This window comes from Enterobacter cloacae complex sp. S2 (genome assembly GCF_015159675.1).
In the GTDB taxonomy this organism is placed as follows: Bacteria; Pseudomonadota; Gammaproteobacteria; order Enterobacterales; family Enterobacteriaceae; genus Enterobacter; species Enterobacter intestinihominis.
In genome coordinates this window covers 50,781-69,739 of the sequence record NZ_JADDTS010000015.1, presented here as the reverse complement: position 1 = coordinate 69,739, position 18,959 = coordinate 50,781, and the positions used below count along the sequence as shown (strand labels likewise).

Sequence of the window (18,959 nt, the reverse complement as noted above, 5' to 3'; positions counted from 1 at the left end):
TTATTCCCCCACCATCTCAGTATTGGCCGCACCCGGCGGCACCATCGGATACACTTTTTGTTGCGCGTCGATACGCACGTGGATCAGCGCCGGGCCAGGGCGAGAAATCGCATCCTGCAACGCCGCGTGGGCATCTTCTTCGGCGTTCAGATCGCAGGTGTGCAGGCCAAAACCAGCGGCAATCTGCATGAAGTTGATCATCCCCGGATAGGTCGCCGCAAACACGCCCTGCTTGTAGAACAGACTCTGCTGCTGGTGTACCAGGCCCAGCGCCTCGTTGTTCATCAGAATGATTTTGACGTCTAACTGGTTTTCGGCTGCCGTCGCCATCTCCTGAATGTTCATCATCAGGCTGCCGTCACCGGAGAAGCAGATCACCTTACGGTCCGGGTTGGCGAGCGCCGCGCCAACCGCTGCTGGCAGGCCGAAGCCCATGGTGCCAAGGCCGCCGGAGGTCAGCCACTGGCGCGGGCGGTTAAGCGGATACGCCTGGGCGGTCCACATCTGATGCTGGCCGACGTCGGTGGTGATAATCGCGCTGTCATCCACGCAGGCGGCAACGGCGTTGATAAGACCATAGTGGCTCAGCGGGTCACCCTCGGTTGGGATAGCGCCCGGGAACTCGCGTTGCAGATCGGCCACCAGCTGGCGCCAGTCGGCGCGGTCGGTTGCCTCCGTCTGTGGGATCAGCTGTGCCAGCACCTCGGCCACGTCGCCCTGAATCGCCACGTGCGGCTGCTTGATTTTACCCAGCTCGGCGCGGTCGATATCCACGTGAATGATTTTGGCGTTCGGGCAGAACTCCTCGGTTTTGCCGATCGCCCGGTCATCAAAACGCGCCCCCATAACAATCAGCAAATCCGCCTCTTGCAGGATGTAGTTGGTGCTGCGCGCGCCGTGCATGCCCAGCATGCCGAGAGAGAGCGGGTGCGCTTTTGGCAGCATGCCGAGCGCCATCAGGGTCATGGTGGTAGGCAGGCTGGCTTTTTCAGCGAACTGACGGATTTCATCCGCGGCGTTGATCGCCCCGCCGCCCAGATAGAGCACCGGGCGTTTCGCCGCGTTAATCATGGCGGCGGCATCGCGCACGCTCTCAGCGCTGAATTCCGGCACCGGGGCACGCTCGCCCGGCTCCGGCAGCACGTCGATCTCAATTTCTGCGGTCTGGACATCCTTAGGAATGTCTATCCACACCGGACCCGGGCGGCCAGACTGGGCAATGCGAAACGCATCGCTGATCACCTGAGGCAGCTCGCTGATATCGCGAACTAAATAGTTATGTTTGGTGATGGGGATAGAGATACCGTAGGTATCCACTTCCTGGAACGCATCGGTACCGATCATCGAGGACGGCACCTGGCCGGTAATGCAGATCAGCGGAATGGAGTCGAGGCGCGCATCGGCGATGGCGGTCACCAGGTTAGTGGCGCCCGGCCCGCTGCAGGCCATACAGACCGCTGGTTTACCCTGGGTACGCGCCATGCCCTGAGCGATAAAGCCTGCGCCCTGCTCGTGGCGCGCCAGCACGTGGCGGATCTGTGTGCTTTGGCTTAACGCATCATACAGCGGCAGCACGGTCCCACCCGGGATGCCCGCAACGGTGGTGATGCCCTGTCGTTCCAGTAAATGAACAATCAGCTGCGCGCCTGTAAAACGCGTTTTTGTGGATGTTGTGCCCGAACTTGCCATGCTCCAGTCCTTTTCTTCTGGGCCAGCTTTACGCGTCGTATTTCAGGTTGCAGATGCGTTGGCTGCGTTCCCTCACCCCAGTCACGTACCTATGTACGCTCCTGGGGATTCGCTCACTTGCCGCCTTCCTGCAACCCGAACTACTTAGCGTATCCGGGAGGGGTCCTAAACGAAAAACCCCGCCCGGTTTGCGCCGGCGGGGTTTTGGATTCGTGTGTTGATCCAGTCCCTACGGCGCATTGCCGACGACCACCACCACACGCACGACGACCACTGCGGCAGGTTGCGCAGTTTTTAGTAGGGTCGAAGTGAAGATGGATGAAGTCATTGGGGACCTGTGTTTGGAATCATTGATAGAATTTATACAAACACAGGTTTTCGGATGTGACAATGGAAATATTTTCAACTGCGCAAAAATGCGTCAGGGATCACGTTTCGTTTGTTGGGTGATGACACTCAATAAAGGGTTTTTACTCACTCAATAAATAGCGCAGGTGATACCCCAAATCTGACCGCCAGCTTTTTAATATGGTTCAGAGTAAGCTGTCTCTGACCATTCAGAACCCGTGAAACCATCGATTTACTACCAATTTCATCCTTAAAATCCGATATCGTCAGATTGTATTGATCCATCAAGGTTCTCAAAACTGCAATTCCGACGGGAACGGACTCCATCTCCTTGCGTAATGCGACTATCTCTGGCCGATTAGCTTCGTAATGGCTAATTCTGGCGCAAACAATATCCAGCAAGGGGCTATTGGGCTCGTTCATAAGGAGATACTCAACCAGCTCAAGCGCATCCTTATAATCTTTCTCGCTCGGCTGTTCACCCAGTAAAGGAACGGCCGCAACAAGGGCGTGCGTAGCTTTCATTGCATCAGCGACGATCATCATTTCTTCCCCTTAGTGCGATGTTTCTCCGTAAAACGGTCATATTCCTTATGAGTAAAAACATGGCGCACATAAAACTTTTGGCTTTCAAAGAATATGAGAGCCACTACTCTGAGATTGTTATTTGCAATATCAATAACATAATGCTTATCAAGATACTTGAAGTTATCCAGCGTTGGGAAAAGTTTTCTCAGTGCAGCGGGCGTCGGGCAGTGGCTCTTTTCAATAACTCGTCTCTAAAAAGAGAAGCTCTTCTCTGTGTTGCGGGAACTGGCTTACCGCATCCAAAATTGCCTTCATTGAGATTAAATGCATCCTGCTTGTCTGCCGCGTCCGTTGCCATTATGGCAGCGATAACACCTATTGCCAATAAGTCAACGGAGGATACTATTTTCACTTCGTCAGAAAACAAAAAACCCCGTCTAAGCGAGGTTTTTATCAGGGTTTTGCGGTTGGTCGCCGCAGAACACACTGTGTTACGTCAACGCAAAAAGTATACGCGATCGAAGACGAACGCGCAATTCCGGCACGGATTTTGACGTTTTTGAGTATGGATCGCCTTCCAAAATTTGTCCATAAAATACTGTTCATGCATACAGTATTTATCTATACTGAGGGTGTTCGCAGTGAGCGAGGGGGCCGCAGTTTACCGGCGCAACGAAGTCCTGGCTGAAACGGGTGGTGCCGTCAGTGCCTTAACCCCTGAAGTGAGCACACTGTGTTACGTCAATCCAGGTGCTGGCCACAGGCGGCGGAAAGGTACGCCAGCATCGTGCTCCTTTTAACCAAAAGGAGACGCGTATGAGCGTCGTGGATATGGTCATACTTGTCCTCAAACTCATTGTTGCTGTATTGCAACTGCTTGATGCTGTCCTGAAATACGTTAAGTGATTCAGGTTCAAGTCGCACCTGAGAGGGGCGGGCAACCGCCCCTCTTTAATAACGAGGGAATGCTATGTCGCGTCTGTTAATTGAGCCTGTTACGCCTGATGAACCGGGCTATATCGCCCTGAAGGCCGAGAGTATCGCGTTAAATTTCAATATGCTGCGCAGGCTGGAAGAGAACTGGCAGCGCGGTGAGAATCGCTTTAACGCGCCGGGTGAAAAGCTGCTGGGTGCGTTTCTTAACGGCAGGCTGGTGGGCGTGTGCGGTCTAAATCGCGATCCATTCAGCCAGCAGCCGCGCGCCGGACGTATTCGTCATCTCTACGTCAGCGAAAAGTGCCGTGGGATGGGGATTGGAAAACAACTTTTGACCGTGGTGATGGCGGATGCCAGCATCTGGTTTGATTTTCTTAATACCCATGCGCCGGAAACCGCGTACGGATTTTATCATCGGGCGGGCTTCAGGCTTGTGTCAGACGAGCCCCGGGTGACGCACCGCCTTTTTTGCGCAGTGTAAGCGGCTGGCAGCCTCGACGGGGGGAATGTTACAGTTGGATGACATTTCACCAACCGATCCGCCATGTCCATCACCGTTTTCTGCATTTTACTGTTCGCCGCACTGCTGCATGCCAGCTGGAACGCCATCGTTAAAGCCGGAACGGACAAGCTCTACTCGGCGATCGGGGTCAGCGGTTCAGCCGCGCTTATTGCCCTGATTTTACTGCCTTTCTCTCCCCAGCCGACTGCCGCAAGCTGGCCATATTTGTTCGTCTCCTGTGCGTTACACTGCTCGGCGGCGTCGGGACGATGGGATCTTACGGTCTGGCACTCTGGGCGATGACCCAGGCGCCGCTGGCGGTGGTCGCCGCACTACGTGAAACCTCAATTCTCTTCGGCGCATTCATCGCATTTGTGCTTTTAAAAGAGAAGGTTGTGGGCCTGCGCATCGCGGCGGCGCTGGGTATTGCAGCCGGTGCGGTCCTGCTGCGCCTGGCGTAATTCGCTGGCAACATTAGTTGCCGATCTTGTTTACAAATCCTGCCTTCACGCCTTCTGTCATTCATCACAGTAATGCTTAAATTGTCATCTCTCTGTGGTAGATTCCTCGCGCATTTATGGGAATGCGTAGTCACTTATTCTTTATTTATCTCTTTTGGCAAAAGTATTCAGCGACATGAAAAAGCAACGGAACGTGAACTTATTGTTGATGCTGGTGTTACTGGTGGCCGTCGGGCAGATGGCGCAAACCATCTACATTCCGGCGATTGCCGATATGGCAAAAGATCTGAGCGTCCGCGAAGGTGCGGTACAGAGCGTGATGGCAGCCTACCTGCTGACCTATGGCGTTTCACAGCTGGTTTATGGTCCCCTGTCCGATCGCGTCGGGCGTCGTCCGGTCATTCTGGTGGGCATGAGCATTTTCATGGTGGCGACGGTGATTGCCATTACTACGCACAGCCTGACCATCCTGATTGCCGCCAGCGCCCTCCAGGGCGTGGGCACCGGCGTCGGCGGGGTCATGGCGCGTACCCTGCCGCGTGATATGTACCAGGGCACCCAACTTCGCCACGCCAACAGTCTGTTAAATATGGGCATTCTGGTCAGCCCGCTGCTCGCCCCGCTGATTGGGGGTCTGCTGGACACCGTCTGGTCCTGGCGCGCCTGTTACGCCTTCCTGCTGGTGCTGTGCATTATTGTCACCTTCAGCATGGCGCGCTGGATGCCGGAAACACGTCCGCAGGACGCGCCGCGCACGAAGCTCATCGCCAGCTACAAAACGCTGTTCGGTAATGGGTCGTTTACCTGTTATCTGTTGATGCTAATCGGCGGCCTGGCGGGCATTGCGGTGTTTGAAGCCTGTTCCGGCGTGCTGCTGGGCGCAGGCCTTGGCCTGAGCAGCATGGTGGTGAGCATTTTGTTTATTCTGCCGATCCCGGCGGCGTTCTTCGGCGCATGGTTCGCCGGACGTCCGAACAAACGCTTCTCTACGCTGATGTGGCAGTCGGTGATCAGCTGTCTACTGGCCGGGCTGATGATGTGGATCCCGGGGCTGTTTGACGTGATGTCGGTCTGGACGTTGCTCATCCCGGCGGCGCTGTTCTTCTTCGGCGCGGGCATGCTGTTCCCGCTCGCCACCAGCGGCGCAATGGAGCCGTTCCCGTTCCTCGCGGGCACGGCAGGCGCGCTGGTCGGCGGTTTACAGAATATCGGTTCCGGCGCGCTGGCCTGGCTTTCGGCTATGATGCCGCAGACCGGGCAGGCGAGTTTGGGCCTGCTGATGACCCTGATGGGGCTGCTGATTTTGCTGTGCTGGCTGCCGCTGGCGTCGCGCGTCCCGCATCACGAACAGCCGGTTTAACCGCATGATGGCCCGGCTTCTCGCCGGGCTTTTCACACACGGGCGCAATCATCGCCTGTAATAACGGCTCTGGCGCAGGCCGCCAGGCGCCCTCTTCCCCGTCGTAAAACTGGAGGTCCGCGTTAAGCGCATACGGGATTTTCGCCTTTTGCAGCTCGCAGGCCATAAAGTTGGCGAAGGCCATTTGCGAAGCGGTTGGCGTGAGGTGGTTTGACTCCCCCACGCCCCAGCCCCCGACCCAGCTAACGTGCCCGGTTTTTTGCTGCCAGTGCAGCGCGGCATTGATTCGGTTACGGATAGCCGCTTTCTCAGCCGCGGTTCCGGACGTCCACGGGTATTTGCCGTTCGTTTTCAGCGGACCCCAGGGGAAAATATGCCATTCCGCCAGCAGGTAATTCTGGCTGTGTGCGGGCAGCTTCAGGCTGGATAAATCCTCCGGCGCGGCGCGCAGACGAGGGGCGATAAAAATCATGCGGCTGGCATCAATGGCGTGAATGTCTTTGATCGCTTTCTCATACACCCGGTTGAGCGAAGCAACGTTGTGGTTGAGCTTGTCCGCCGGTTCGTAGATCAGGTCAAACCCCAGCAACGGCGAGCGCTGACCAAAATAGTGCGCCACGGCAATCCACCAGTTGATCACCGCTTTTTCGGTATCCGCTTTCGGATCGTTTTTATATTCATCGGCCTGATAGGCGATGATGGGGATGACGCCGTATTGCTCGCAAGCCTCCACCAGCTTACGCAGGTGAATCAGCCGCGCTTCCGTCGGTTCGCCCGCCACCCGAATACGGACATGATGTATGCCTTTCGCCTGGAAATCACGGACCACCAACGGGTCGAATTCGCGTATACCGCGCTCGGTGCGGGCCCAGTCGACATCCATTCCGACGCCCAACATCTGCGCGTAACGGGCAGCCGTCAGGGGTGGCTCAGCGGCACAGGCCCAGCCGGAAGCGAGCGCTAACACGGTGACAATTAACGGCTTTAACACGACGCCCCTTGCAAATAATCAAATGCTTTACTCTGTATTTAGCATGCTTTTTCACAATTGGTGTAGAGTCAAAACGAACTAAATTCTGAGACAGATTATGAAAACGACTGACCTGACCGGCCTCATTGACCGGTTTCCGCTGCTGGCGGATTTGATTGCCCTGAAAGAGATCACCTGGCTTAATCCGAACACCACGACGCTGGCGGAAGGGTTGCCATATGTCGGGCTGACCAAAGCCGACGTGGACGACGCGCATGCGCGCCTGAAACGCTTCGCGCCGTATCTGGCGAAAGCCTTCCCGGAAACGGCGGCAACGGGCGGGATTATCGAATCCGAACTGGTCGCTATCCCGGCGATGCAAAAGCGGCTGGAGAAAGAGTCCGGCAAGGCCATTCCAGGCACGCTGCTGCTGAAAAAAGACAGCCATCTGCCGATTTCCGGCTCCATTAAAGCGCGCGGCGGTATCTATGAAGTGCTGGCCCACGCGGAAAAACTGGCGCTGGAAGCCCGTTTGCTGAGCGTTGAAGATGATTACAGTATCCTGCTGGAGCCACGCTTTAAAGCCTTCTTCAGCCAGTACATCATCGCGGTGGGTTCAACCGGCAACCTGGGGATGTCCATCGGCATTATGAGCGCGCGCATCGGCTTTAAGGTCACGGTGCATATGTCCGCCGACGCCCGCGAGTGGAAGAAAGCCAAACTGCGCAGCCACGGCGTGATCGTCGTGGAATATGAGCAGGATTATGGCGTGGCGGTGGAGCAAGGGCGCAAAGCGGCGGAAAGCGATCCAAACTGTTTCTTTATTGACGATGAGAACTCACGCACGCTGTTCCTGGGCTATGCGGTTGCAGGTGAGCGCCTGAAAGCGCAGTTTGCCGCGCAGGGGCGCGCGGTGGATGCTGAACATCCGTTGAATGTCTATCTGCCGTGCGGCGTCGGCGGCGGCCCCGGCGGCGTGGCGTTTGGCCTGAAGCTGGCCTTTGGCGATAACGTCCACTGTTTCTTCGCCGAGCCCACGCACTCCCCGTGCATGCTGCTGGGCGTTTACACCGGGCTGCACGATGAAATCGCGGTGCAGGATCTGGGTATTGATAACGTGACGGCGGCGGACGGTCTGGCGGTAGGTCGCGCGTCCGGCTTCGTGGGCCGCGCGATGGAGCGTCTGCTTGACGGGTTCTATACCCTCTCCGATCAAAGCATGTACGACCTGCTCGGCTGGCTGGCGCAGGAAGAAGGCATTTGTCTGGAGCCGTCGGCGCTGGCGGGGATGGCTGGGCCGGTACGCATAACGGCGAATGCTAACACTACACACCTGGTCTGGGCGACCGGCGGCGGCATGGTGCCGGAAGACGAGATGGCGAAATATTTAGCGAAAGGGAAGTAAATATGCCGGGTGGCGGCTGCGCCTTACCCGGCCTACAGGTGCAAAATTTGTTGAATGTGGGTGACCGCAAACAGCAGTGACAGCGACAGCACGGCCAGGGCGATAAGGAACTTATCCCGCACCGCCTTCGGCTGTACAAAGTCGCTCTGCGCCACGTCCATCAGGTTACGGCTGCGGGTGTAGCGCCATAAAATGATGGCTACCAGCGCCAGCACAACAATGGAGATCCAGAATGGCGCCCCCGTGCGGTGCCAGTTGTGCTTAATGGCAAGCGCGATCAACGCACCATACCCCAGCAGCGTGCGCAGCCAGGCCAGCGAGGTTCTCTCCGGCTGAAGCCCGGGGTCCGCTTCCCGCCGCGCTTTGCGGCTATCCGGCATACAGCACCAGTAACATCACTACGCCCGCAACCATCAGCAAAATCGTACTGATGATGAGCAAACCGCGCGTGTAGGGGAGATCCTGCTTCAGACGCATCGCTTTTTCATTTCTCAGCCAGCGCAGATAGCCATAAATCGCCAGCACGCCGGCAATCAGGCACAGCAGCAGGGCCAGCACTTCGCGAATCAACGGAGTGGCAAAATCGGGGGCGAGCTGATCAAGGCCGACGCCTGCGGCCAGAAAGCCCAGGGCGGTGCGGATCCACGCTAAGAACGTGCGTTCGTTAGCCAGTGAGAAGCGGTAGTCCGGCGCTTCACCGAGGCGGGAAATGTTCATGAAGGTTCCTTGTCGTGCAGCATGCAGGCTTCAGCATAGCGTAATTCAGCCAGGACAAGGAGACCGGCATCTGGCGATGCCGGTCAGAAAGATTAGTGCAGCTCTGGCCAGTAATCCTTATTAGCTTCAATCAGATCGTCCAGAATCGCCTTCGCCACCGATGCGCTCGGTACGGTTTTCGACAGGGTAATCGCCTGCCAGAGTTTCTGATACGAGCGCTGCTCCCAGGCGTCCACCACCAGTTTTTCCACCGCCACCTGCTGGCTCATGAGCCCTTTCTGGAAGTGCGGAATATCACCCACGGTTAGCGGCTCCGGTCCGTTGTGGCCGACCAGACACGGAATTTCTACCATCGCGTCGGCGTCAAAATTATGGATAGCCCCATTGTTAGGCACAATCAGCAACATGCGTTCCTGGGTATTAAAGGCAATCGCGGTCGCCAGATCGACGATGTACGATGCATGTTCGTCGATTTCCAGTTCACCGGCAGAAGAATGACCGGCTTCGATAATCGCCCGGCATGAACTGAATACATGCTTCTCACGGTGATCCATCACTTCATTGGCGCGGGTACGCTCCGGGTTGGAATGGGCGACCACATAGTCCGGGAACAGGTAATACTTCAGGTAGGTGTTCGGCATGGTGTCCGGATCCAGCGCCTGTACGTCTTTGGCCTTGGCGAAGGTATCGTTCCAGCTCGCTTCAGTATGCGCATCTTCCGAAGGCGGAACATAACCGTTTTTCGCCACGTATTCGCGCAGTTTCGGCATCAGATCGTTTCCGTTCAGATCTTCAATCGACGTCCACCAGCCGAAGTGGTTCAGACCGTAGTAGCGCACGCGCATCTCTTTGCGGTCTTTCAGGCCGACGATTTGCGCCATACGGCCTTCAATGCCGATCGGCATGTCGCAGATGTTGAGGATTTTAGCGTTCGGACGCAGGCGGCGCGTGGCTTCCGCGACAATCGCCGCCGGGTTGGAGTAGTTCAGCATCCACGCGTTCGGGGAGTACTGCTCCATATAATCTACCAGCTCAAGCACGCCGCCGATGGAGCGCATGCCGTAGGAGATGCCGCCCGGCCCGCACGTTTCCTGGCCCAGCACGCCGTGGCGCAGCGGGATTTTTTCATCTTTTTCACGCATCGGGTATTTGCCCACGCGAATATGCGCCATCACGAAATCCACATCGGTAAAGGCTGCTTTCGGATCGGTGGTGTAACTAAATTCAATCTCAGGCGCCTGCTCCCTGAGGATGATTTTGCACGCCTCGGCGATAACCTCCTGACGTGCTCCGTCATTGTCATAGAACTTCAGCGCACGCAGCGGGAAACGGTCACGGTTGGCTAACAGCATCAGGACGATACCAGGCGTGAATGTACTGCCGCCGCCTGCAATAACAACTGAGAATTTTTTCATGATATAGCCTCTGTCAGAGTGGTTTGTTCGTTTGTTAAAGAGGTTTTCATCAGCGATTCCAGCTGGTCGCGCACCTGAGGAACGTGCAGACCGACAATCACCTGAATGCCGTTGCCGCGTCGCACCACACCGTGTGCGCCCAGGGCTTTGAAGACGTCGTCGCTTTGGGTTTTCGTCATATCCACCAGGGCGATACGCAGGCGGGTGGCGCAGTTATTGATACTTTCGATATTTGCTGCGCCGCCGAGCGCCTGTAAGAACCCAGCGGCCTGTCCGACCTGCTGGCTGGCTGCTGCCGGGGCGGTGGTTTGCCCACGCGCCGCCTTATAGTCGGCCTTGCTGTAGAGCTTGATTTCGCTCTCTTCCCGGCCCGGCGTTTTCAGATTCAGACGTTCGATAAGCGTCCTGAAGACCACGAAATAGAGAGCGGTGAAGCAGAGGCCGATGCCAATCTGGGTGAATACCGTCGAGGCGTGGTTATGGAACATCGGGATCCAGTTTTGCGGCAGGAACTGGTCCAGCAGACCGCCCCCCATGTTCCCCACTACCCCGAAGGTATACATCACCGTCGCCATCGTTGCGGCCAGCACGGCGTGGATAGCAAACAGCAACGGCGAGATAAACAGGAAGGTGAACTCCAGCGGTTCGGTAATACCCACCAGCACGGCGGTAAGCGTGGCCGGAACCAGCAGCCCCGCAACCTTGACGCGGTTTTCCGGCGACGCGGTGTACCAGATCGCCAGCGCAATCCCGACCGAGCCAAACACTTTCGAATTGCCGTGCAGGGCGAAGCCGCCTTCAGGGAACAGTGTTTTTAGCGGCACAGTGCTCTGGCTGAATTCCTGCAGGTGCTGCGCCCAGTAGACCTGAATGCCGCCCTCTACCGCCGCCGGGCCGAAGATAAACGGGCCGTAGACAAAGTGGTGCAATCCGGTTGGGATCAGAATGCGTTCCAGGAAGGTATAGACCCATACGCCGAGCGCACCGGCAGAGCGCAGGAACGCCTGCAGGGACTCAATGCCCATCTGCACTTTCGGCCAGCCCAGCAGCGTCAGCCAGGCGCAGGGGATCATCACGAAGAACGCGAGGATAACGACAAACGAGGTACCCTGGAAAATCCCCAGGAAGACTGGCAACGGCTTGTCGAAAAATCGGTTGTGGATGGCGGTGACGAGCCCGGAAATGATAATCGCCCCGATGATGCTGGTATCAAGCGTTTTGATTCCGGCAATCATCGCCAGCCCGCTGCCAGCAGTGGGTTCAGCAGAGAAGTCGACGCCAAAGAAGTGACCCCAGGTCATCCCCATTGCGTTGATAAAGTAGTTCCAGGTCAGAAAGCTAATCAGCACTGCCAGACAAGCGCGGCCCTGCGCCTGCTTTGCCAGGCCAATCGGTAAGCCGACAGCAAAAATCAGCGGCATATTGCGGAACACCGCCCAGCCGCCCTCTTCGATGATGTGAACAATCTGCGCGAACAGATGATCGGGGGCCGTTAAAGCTTCGCCGACAAACAGCGGGTTGCGAAGCATGATGGCGATCCCGACCACGATCCCGGCAAAGGGAAACAGTAAAACCGGGGTGAACATGGCGCCGCCAAAACGTTGTATTTGACTGAGCATTTTTAAATCCTCATGAAACAACCTGTAGGGGTAGAGGCCTTTATGATTTTTTACTGGCCTGAGGTGAGCATAAGAAGTTACTGATGCGGGAACATGGCGTGCCGCTGCGATTCGTGATCGCATTCATGGTTTTAATTTGACCAATCAGGTCTACTTTTGATAGCAAATATGGACAAGTTAAGACGTAATCCACGCCATAACGGGCGAGCAGAGGTCTACAGGTGATCTACAAATCTATTGCCGACAGATTGCGGCTACGGCTCAATTCGTCGGACTACAACATTGGCAGCCCGTTACCCGGCGAAAAAGCGCTGGCAAAGGAGTTTGGCGTAGCCCGGATGACCATCCGCAAGGCATTGGATCTGCTGGTAAGCTGGGGGCTGGTTGAACGTCGACACGGCAGCGGGACGTTCGTGGCGCGCAAAGACGTTCATCATGAAACGACTAACCTGACCGGGCTGGTGGAGGTACTGCGCCAGCAGGGGAAAGAAGTGCAGAGCAAGGTGTTGCAGTTTGAAGTGATGCCCGCGCCGCCCGCCATCGCCAGCCAGTTGCGGATTCAGGTTGATGAGCGGATCTATTTTTCAAGGCGGGTACGTTACGTGGACGGAAAACCGCTGATGCTGGAGGACAGCTTTATGCCGGTGAAGCTGTTCCGCAATCTTTCCCTGGCGCATCTCGAAGGGTCTAAATTTGATTACATCGAGAAGGAGTGCGGGATCACCATTAGCGGCAACTACGAGAGCCTGACGCCAGTGCTGGCAGATAAACAGCTGGCCGGTTATATGAATCTGCCGGAACAAACGCCGCTGCTGCGCATCACCTCTCTTTCCTACAGCGACAGCGGCGAGTTCCTCAACTATTCCGTGATGTTCCGGAACACCAGCGATTACCAGGTGGACTACCATCTGCGGCGTATCCACCCGGAAGACTTATTAGCCCATCCCCCAGAACAGCACCGCCAGTAGTTGCGGGGTGATAATGCGCAAAAACATCACCAGCGGATAGACCGTGGCGTAGGACAACGCCGCCGCGCCGCTGGTGGCGTGCAGGTTATTGGCGAACGCCAGCGCGGGCGGATCGGTCATGGAACCGGCCAGCATGCCGCACAGCGTGAGATAGTTCATTTTAGCGAACATACGCGCCAGTAATCCGACCGTTATCAGCGGGATGGCGGTAATGAATATGCCATAGCCTACCCAGCTCATCCCTTCGCCGTTCACCAGAGTATCGACAAAATCGCCGCCGGATTTCAGCCCCACCACCGCCAGAAACAGCACGATGCCCAACTCCCGCAGCGCCAGGTTAGCGCTCGGCGGCATAAACCAGTAGAGCTTACCGATGGAGCCGATACGCCCGAGGATCAGCGCCATAATGAGCGGCCCGCCTGCCAGCCCCAGCTTCATGGCTACCGGGAAGCCGGGCACGTACAGGGGGATGGAGCCAAGCATGACGCCAAGCCCGACGCCGATAAAGACCGGCAGCATCTGCACCTGCTGGAGTTTTTGCTGGGCGTTGCCCACCATGTTCGCTACGGCATCAATAGATGAAGGACGCCCGACGAGGTTGAGAATATCACCGAATTGCAGGCTGGCATCCTGGCTGGCCACCAGCTCGACACCGGCGCGGTTAAGCCGGGAGATCACCACGTCATAACGCTCTTTAACCTGCAAATCGCGTATTTTCTTGCCCAGGACCTTCTCATTGGTCACTACCACGCGCTCCACGCGCATGTCCGTTCCACGGGTTGAGAGCGAGGTATCCACCTCCTGACCAATCACCAGCCGGGCATTGTTTAAATCCGCCGGTTGCCCTACCAGATGCAGGAGATCGCCGTGCTGAATGAGTGTGTCAGGTGAAGGCACCATCAGCGTGTCGTCACGTTTCAGGCGTGAACAGATAATGGTCGCGCTGTTCAGAATGGGGACATCCTGTATCGCCATATTATTCAGGTTGGGGTTTTCGACGCGAATGTTGATGGTTTTAATAAGCGCATGGCCGTTGGTCAGCGTGCTTTCATGCTCTTTCGCCTCCTGCTCGACGTTAATGCGGAACAGCACGCGCACCAGCCACATGGAGAGCAAAATACCGCAAATGCCAAACGGATAGGCCATGGCGTAGCTCATCCCCATCTGATCGACGACATCAGCAGGGATATCCAGATCGCGCAGAATTTGCTGGCCCGCCCCGAGCGCGGGCGTGTTGGTTACGGCGCCGGAGAAGATGCCCAGCACGACGGGCAGCGGAATAGCGAAGAGTTTGTGCAGAATGGCGGTGACCAGCCCACCCATCACGACGATGCCGAAGGCAAAGAGATTAAGGCGTAAACCGGAGACGCGCAGGGAAGCGAAGAAGCCCGGCCCCACCTGAATACCGATGGTATACACAAAGAGGATCAGGCCGAACTCCTGGATGAAATGCAGCATATCGGCGCTGAGCACCCACCCAAGCTGGTCGGCAAAATGGCCGACAAAAATCCCGCCGAAAAGCACTCCGCCAATCCCAAACCCGACGCCGCGGATTTTGATATTCCCCAGCCATAGCCCCACTACCGCGACAAGGGCCAACACGCTGACGGTTAACGCGATATCACTCATGTTCCACATCCTGTGCATAACCTTAGTTATATCAAGGATTCTCTCAGAGCTGGCGGCGGTTGTATGGGCGATGGCGCACAAAAAAGCCCTGCCGGGGCAGGGCCTTGTGCGGTCTGTGAGCGTTGTCGGGTGGCGGCTGCGCCTAACCCGACCTACAGTTTCGGCGGGTTTGTTAACTGTTTAACGCCGGCCTGTCGCTAATGGCGATGCGCTGCGGCGCGATAGCTTCCGGCACGTTACGGGTGAGGTCAATATTCAGCAGGCCGTTAGTGAACGTCGCGCCAGAAACTTCCATATGGTCTGCCAGGGTAAAGCTCAGGCTAAACGGCTGAGTGACAAGCCCCTGATGCAACCATTTGGTCTCGGTGTCTGGTTTTTCCGGTGACCCTTTAACGGTCAGGCGCGTACCCTCAAGCTGGATGTCGAGATCTTCCTGACGAAACCCGGCCAGCGCAAGCGTGATGCGGTAGTGGTTATCATCGCTTTTTTCGATGTTGTACGGCGGAAACGTCTGCTGTTCGGTTGCGCTTTGCAGCGCGTTAGCCAGTTTGTCAAAACCGATCCACTGACGCAGCAGGGGGGAAAAATCATAGTTACGCATACTAAATCTCCTTCTGAGAAGCGAGTTCGGCACAGTTTATTTTTGTGCGCAGTTGTACCTGCAAACCCTTACGGATTCGCATATGCTCCCTTTACGGCAAGCAATTTCAGGTGGGCCGCAGCCGCGACCCGCTTAATTAATTGATTTCGATACGACGCGGTTTTTTCTCTTCCGGAATCACACGTTCCAGCTCGATAAACAGCAGGCCGTTCACCAGGTTCGCGCCCTTGACGTGGATGTTCTCAGCCAGCTGGAACTTGCGTTCAAAGTTGCGCTCTGCGATGCCCTGGTAGAGGTAGGTTCGTTCTTTCTGCTCGCCCGCATGGGAGCCTTTCACCACCAGCAGATTGTCCTGCGCGGTGATCTCCAGTTCGCTCTCTGCGAAACCGGCGACAGCAATCGCAATGCGATAGTGGTTTTCGTCAACCAATTCAACGTTGTAAGGAGGATAGCCGTTGCTCTGGCTCTGGTTGTTTTCTAAGTGGTTGAACAGACGATCAAAACCAATGGCAGAACGGTATAGCGGAGAGAGATCGAAATTACGCATAGATAAAAACTCCTGGAATCAGCGAGAAAATGTAGCCTTCCACCATGGACAGGCTTCTGCTTCCCCGAACACCCATCAGGCGTGTCCGTTATCGGGTTACATTCTTAAAATGGGTCTGGATACGGCCTTTTCAAGCCTGTTGATGTGAGATTTTTTTGCACTTTGCTGGTTGTCGCATAGACTCAGGGGCACAGCACAAAGGGTTAAATTGCGATGGCGACCACAGTGCGGGAGTTTTGAGCTATCCATTTTGGACGCGCCTCGCTATAACCCTGAGTTGCAGGTCAATGCCGTGCTACTAATGATGACTGAGTAATGATGAGAAATGTTCTGATTAAGCTGGCGACGTTCAGCGGGGTTGTTTTACTTTGCGGGTGTTCGAGCGTGATGTCGCACACCGGCGGTAAAGAAGGAACATATCCGGGGACGCGCGCCAGTGCCGCCATGATCTCTGATGATGAGACAAACTGGGGTACCAAATCTCTGGCGATTCTTGATATGCCGTTTACGGCGGTTGCCGATACGCTTCTGCTGCCGTGGGATATGTTCCGCACCGACAGCTCAGTGCGTTCGCGCGTTGAGAAAAGCGAGCAGGAGACGCTGGCGACTAACTCCGTCATCCCACCCGCAGAGATGACCCCGCGCTAATTCTGTGCGGTTTCCGTTAGCCACAGCTGGCGGAAACCGTCCTTCTCTTCCATCCACGCAATAAAACGTCCGTCCGGGGAAAACACCACAGCGTCAGCAGACGGCGGGTTGCCATGATCGGACGTCAAAAACGTCACCTTTCCGGTCTGCGCATCGCAGCAGGCAATGCGGCCTGCAAGCACAAATCCCAGCCCGTTGCCGGAAGGATGCCAGTTAAAGGCAGACTGAATATCGCTCTCAGCGTGGGTCAACTGACGCGGCTCACCGCCTTCAGGGGAGATAAGCCACAGCTGCACAATGCCGTTATCGTCCCGCATTAAAAACGCAATCTGCGTCCCCTGTGGATTGCTGCGCACCCAGTGGCGCGGCACGTTCACCAGCCCCGGATACGCCTTCTGATGGGTGAAGGTAAGGCGGCGTTGCATGACGCCCGCAGGCGGCGCGGGCATTGTATCCGGCGTCCCCTGCAACGGCGCATCGCCCGCCCGTTTCCAGCCCTGCTCGTCCTTGGGAAGGTCCACAATAAACAGTTCGGGCACTTTCTCGCCTTTCGCAGACACCGTATCGCCGATAAACGCCAGCCTGTCGTTGCCCACCCAGCCCTCTTCATAGGCGCGGTTAATCTCATCGCTGCCCGGTTGCGGGTTCGGCGTTGTCCGGCTTACCAGTACGCTCCAGAAGGTTCCGGCATATTCCCGCGGATGGTTCCCCTGTGGGTTTACCGGACCAAAAGGCGCCGCCACCCCGACGTTACGCAAATCCAGCTGCGGATCGCGCGCGTGCAGTACATGGTCGTTGTAGGTAAAGCTGACGAACTGCCCGTTCGGGCTAAAAACGTGAACGTGGCTGCCGCCACGCAGCGCCCCCGCCGTGTAAGACGCGGTGATATCCATCGCATCAAGATTGCTCACCTGGCCGTTGTGCGCAATCACTCCCTGACGATGGTGAAAATCATACTGCCAGTCTGCATCCGGGTTTTTCGGGCCGTGGATAAAAACATATTTCTCCTCGGCAGGATGAACGGTCACCACGCCGACATGCGCGCCGTCAGTCGCACGGTAGATCACCTCAACCTCGCCCGTAATGACATTGACCCGCTCAATGGTTTTACCGGTAAACGACGCGCCGGACGGGCGGACATCATAGACAAGCCACTGGCTGTCTGGCGTCCAGATGTTGATGTTGGTGAGCTGGTGGTTGCGGGAAGCGAAGGTGATTTGTTTCATGAAAATACCCTGATGCGCGGTTATCGCATCAGGGTAAAACATCCGAAGGGATTAGCCTACTCGTTTCACGTCACCTACCAGCAGGATGTAGGAGAGCGCGCCGATCAGCGCCACGGCAGAGATATACACCAGAGCCGGACCAAAGCCGTAGTCCTGCGCCAGGTAACCGATGACCAGCGGCACGGTGATCCCGCCCAGGCCGCCAACGAAGTTAAACACGCCACCGGTCAGGCCAATCAGCCGCATCGGTGCCAGGGACGACACCAGCGACCAGGTGATGGAGGCAAAACCGTTCCCGAAGAACGCTACCGCCATCAGGGTCATGATCCACACTGGATCGTTGGTGTAGTTCGCTCCCATGATGCAGGTAGAGATCAGCAGTCCGCAGATAATCGGCGTTTTACGCGCAACGCCCAGTGAGAAGCCTTTTTTCACCAGCTTATCCGCCAGCCAGCCCGAGAGCAGCACGCCGAAAAACGCCGCAAGGAAGGGTACGGTGGTCATAAAGCCCGCCTTCAGCGCGGTTATCCCTTTTTCCTGGGTCAGATAGTTCGGGAACCAGGTGAGGAAGAACCACAGCGTGGAGGTCACCGCGAACTGGCCCAGATATACGCCCACCAGCTTACGGTGGAAGACCAGCTTCCAGTCCGCTCTGGTCAGCGGCTGGCGCGCCTCTTTTTTCACTGGCGCATCGCCGTCCACCAGACCGCCGCCGTCGCGGATGTAGTCCAGTTCGGCTTTGGTGATGTTTTTGGTCAGACGCGGCGGCTGATAGACCTTAAACCAGATTAACGACCAGATAATGCCGATCCCGCCGGTGACGATGAACACCCAGTGCCAGCTCAGCAGCTCCTGGATCCAGATTAACAGCGGCGTCAGAAACGCCAGACCAACAAACTGCCCGGAGGTGTAAAAACCAACAGCGGAAGCGCGTTCGTGTTCAGGGAACCAGCTGGTCACCATGCGGTTGTTGGTCGGGAACGCGGGCGCTTCAAACACCCCGGTGATGGCGCGCAGGCCTATCAGCGACATCAGCCCGGTGGCGAAGCCCTGGAACAGGGTCGCCACGGACCAGCCCAAAATAGCGATAAAGTAGGTCAGACGTGACCCCACGCGGTCAAGGAACCAGCCGCCGGGGATCTGGCAGAGCGTATACAGCCAGGCAAACGCCGAGAAGACGTAGCCCATTTCCGCTTTGGTGATGCCAAACTCTTCCTGAATATGGGCCGAGGCCACGGCGAGGTTGGCGCGGTCTACATAGCAAATGACCACGGTAATAAAGATCATGATCAGCGTCAGGTAACGACGACGCCCGGTTTTTGCAGCAGTAACTGGAATATCCATCGCAATCTGTCTCCAGATTTTGGGCATAGCGAAGCCGCTCACCATG

At 56.6% G+C, this 18,959-nt stretch carries 18 protein-coding genes, 3 pseudogenes and 1 other annotated feature; of the genes and pseudogenes, 7 read left to right on the top strand and 14 right to left on the bottom strand.

All coding sequences use genetic code 11. From position 1 onward, the window contains the following. The 4 genes and pseudogenes from ilvB to IPZ49_RS08030 all read right to left on the bottom strand — a co-directional run bounded on the left by ilvB (position 1) and on the right by IPZ49_RS08030 (position 2,895). A complete protein-coding gene (ilvB, locus tag IPZ49_RS08045; RefSeq protein WP_063147020.1) occupies positions 1 to 1,689 on the bottom strand; it encodes an acetolactate synthase large subunit in 1,689 nt (562 codons plus the stop codon). Positions 1,690 to 1,918: 229 nt separating this feature from the next. Continuing rightward, the gene (ivbL, locus tag IPZ49_RS08040) at positions 1,919 to 2,017 is read right to left on the bottom strand and encodes an ilvB operon leader peptide IvbL (protein ID WP_057979964.1); all 99 of its coding nucleotides are present in this window, start codon (positions 2,015 to 2,017) and stop codon (positions 1,919 to 1,921) included. Positions 2,018 to 2,163: 146 nt separating this feature from the next. Continuing rightward, on the bottom strand, positions 2,164 to 2,583 hold the full coding sequence (locus IPZ49_RS08035; RefSeq protein ID WP_023305145.1) for a type II toxin-antitoxin system HigA family antitoxin: 420 nt from the start codon (positions 2,581 to 2,583) through the stop codon (positions 2,164 to 2,166). Further along, positions 2,580 to 2,895: pseudogene (locus tag IPZ49_RS08030) on the bottom strand (type II toxin-antitoxin system HigB family toxin). The gene IPZ49_RS08035 and the pseudogene IPZ49_RS08030 overlap by 4 nt, the downstream one beginning before the upstream one ends. Positions 2,896 to 3,381: 486 nt before the next feature. Between IPZ49_RS08030 and tisB the strand changes: the two are divergent. The 4 genes and pseudogenes from tisB to emrD all read left to right on the top strand — a co-directional run bounded on the left by tisB (position 3,382) and on the right by emrD (position 5,824). After that, positions 3,382 to 3,471: a type I toxin-antitoxin system toxin TisB gene (tisB, locus tag IPZ49_RS08025; RefSeq protein ID WP_022646551.1), complete on the top strand. Its 90-nt coding sequence runs from the start codon at positions 3,382 to 3,384 to the stop codon at positions 3,469 to 3,471. A gap of 64 nt (positions 3,472 to 3,535) precedes the next feature. Then, positions 3,536 to 3,982: a GNAT family N-acetyltransferase gene (locus tag IPZ49_RS08020; RefSeq protein WP_022646550.1), complete on the top strand. Its 447-nt coding sequence runs from the start codon at positions 3,536 to 3,538 to the stop codon at positions 3,980 to 3,982. 63 nt (positions 3,983 to 4,045) lie between these two features. Next, positions 4,046 to 4,464, top strand: a pseudogene (locus tag IPZ49_RS08015) (EamA family transporter). Between the two features lie 175 nt (positions 4,465 to 4,639). Then, positions 4,640 to 5,824 carry a multidrug efflux MFS transporter EmrD gene (gene emrD, locus IPZ49_RS08010; RefSeq protein WP_023298963.1) on the top strand — a complete coding sequence of 395 codons (1,185 nt, stop codon included), beginning with the start codon at positions 4,640 to 4,642 and terminating at the stop codon, positions 5,822 to 5,824. On the opposite strand, the pseudogene IPZ49_RS08005 reads toward emrD, so the two are convergent. Then, positions 5,730 to 6,815, bottom strand: a pseudogene (locus IPZ49_RS08005) (cellulase family glycosylhydrolase); the annotation flags it as partial. The gene emrD and the pseudogene IPZ49_RS08005 overlap by 95 nt on opposite strands. A gap of 97 nt (positions 6,816 to 6,912) precedes the next feature. Between IPZ49_RS08005 and dsdA the strand changes: the two are divergent. Beyond that, entirely contained in the window at positions 6,913 to 8,199 is a 1,287-nt protein-coding gene (dsdA, locus tag IPZ49_RS08000; RefSeq protein ID WP_063147018.1) for a D-serine ammonia-lyase, read from the top strand. A 32-nt stretch (positions 8,200 to 8,231) separates the two neighbouring features. On the opposite strand, the gene IPZ49_RS07995 is transcribed toward dsdA, so the two are convergent. The 4 genes from IPZ49_RS07995 to IPZ49_RS07980 form a co-directional block, all read right to left on the bottom strand. Then, positions 8,232 to 8,579 (bottom strand): DUF202 domain-containing protein, encoded by a 348-nt coding sequence (locus IPZ49_RS07995; protein WP_022646545.1) that lies wholly within the window; start codon positions 8,577 to 8,579, stop codon positions 8,232 to 8,234. Beyond that, positions 8,569 to 8,916, bottom strand: a complete 348-nt coding sequence (locus IPZ49_RS07990; protein WP_003861080.1) for a YidH family protein — start codon at positions 8,914 to 8,916, stop codon at positions 8,569 to 8,571. The genes IPZ49_RS07995 and IPZ49_RS07990 overlap by 11 nt, the downstream gene beginning before the upstream one ends. Positions 8,917 to 9,008: 92 nt before the next feature. After that, positions 9,009 to 10,331 (bottom strand): 6-phospho-alpha-glucosidase, encoded by a 1,323-nt coding sequence (locus IPZ49_RS07985; RefSeq protein ID WP_038414984.1) that lies wholly within the window; start codon positions 10,329 to 10,331, stop codon positions 9,009 to 9,011. Beyond that, entirely contained in the window at positions 10,328 to 11,950 is a 1,623-nt protein-coding gene (locus IPZ49_RS07980; RefSeq protein ID WP_063147017.1) for an alpha-glucoside-specific PTS transporter subunit IIBC, read from the bottom strand. Before IPZ49_RS07980 ends, IPZ49_RS07985 begins: the two co-directional genes overlap by 4 nt. Positions 11,951 to 12,171: 221 nt before the next feature. On the opposite strand from IPZ49_RS07980, the gene IPZ49_RS07975 reads away from it, so the two are divergent. Continuing rightward, complete coding sequence (locus IPZ49_RS07975; RefSeq protein ID WP_022646541.1) at positions 12,172 to 12,918, top strand: GntR family transcriptional regulator; 747 nt, start codon at positions 12,172 to 12,174, stop codon at positions 12,916 to 12,918. On the opposite strand, the gene IPZ49_RS07970 is transcribed toward IPZ49_RS07975, so the two are convergent. From IPZ49_RS07970 to ibpA, 3 genes are all read right to left on the bottom strand, one after another. Then, positions 12,886 to 14,547, bottom strand: coding sequence for a putative transporter (locus IPZ49_RS07970; RefSeq protein ID WP_063147016.1), 1,662 nt, complete (start codon positions 14,545 to 14,547; stop codon positions 12,886 to 12,888). The two genes, IPZ49_RS07975 and IPZ49_RS07970, sit on opposite strands and share 33 nt — an antisense overlap. 172 nt (positions 14,548 to 14,719) lie before the next feature. Then, positions 14,720 to 15,148, bottom strand: coding sequence for a small heat shock chaperone IbpB (ibpB, locus tag IPZ49_RS07965; protein ID WP_022646539.1), 429 nt, complete (start codon positions 15,146 to 15,148; stop codon positions 14,720 to 14,722). Positions 15,149 to 15,284: 136 nt separating this feature from the next. Further along, entirely contained in the window at positions 15,285 to 15,695 is a 411-nt protein-coding gene (gene ibpA / locus IPZ49_RS07960) for a small heat shock chaperone IbpA (protein WP_003861094.1), read from the bottom strand. Then, positions 15,689 to 15,763, bottom strand: a sequence feature (ROSE (Repression Of Heat Shock gene Expression) occurs in the 5'-region of heat shock genes and acts as an RNA thermometer to modulate expression.). Its footprint overlaps the gene before it by 7 nt. Before the next feature lie 247 nt (positions 15,764 to 16,010). On the opposite strand from ibpA, the gene IPZ49_RS07955 reads away from it, so the two are divergent. Next, positions 16,011 to 16,343 (top strand): YceK/YidQ family lipoprotein, encoded by a 333-nt coding sequence (locus IPZ49_RS07955; RefSeq protein WP_032622035.1) that lies wholly within the window; start codon positions 16,011 to 16,013, stop codon positions 16,341 to 16,343. Here the strand turns inward: IPZ49_RS07955 and IPZ49_RS07950 are convergent. Continuing rightward, positions 16,340 to 17,569, bottom strand: a complete 1,230-nt coding sequence (locus IPZ49_RS07950; RefSeq protein ID WP_074143153.1) for a DUF3748 domain-containing protein — start codon at positions 17,567 to 17,569, stop codon at positions 16,340 to 16,342. The genes IPZ49_RS07955 and IPZ49_RS07950 overlap by 4 nt on opposite strands. A 51-nt stretch (positions 17,570 to 17,620) precedes the next feature. Beyond that, on the bottom strand, positions 17,621 to 18,958 hold the full coding sequence (locus IPZ49_RS07945) for an MFS transporter (protein WP_161956936.1): 1,338 nt from the start codon (positions 18,956 to 18,958) through the stop codon (positions 17,621 to 17,623). Between the last annotated feature and the right edge of the window lies 1 nt (position 18,959).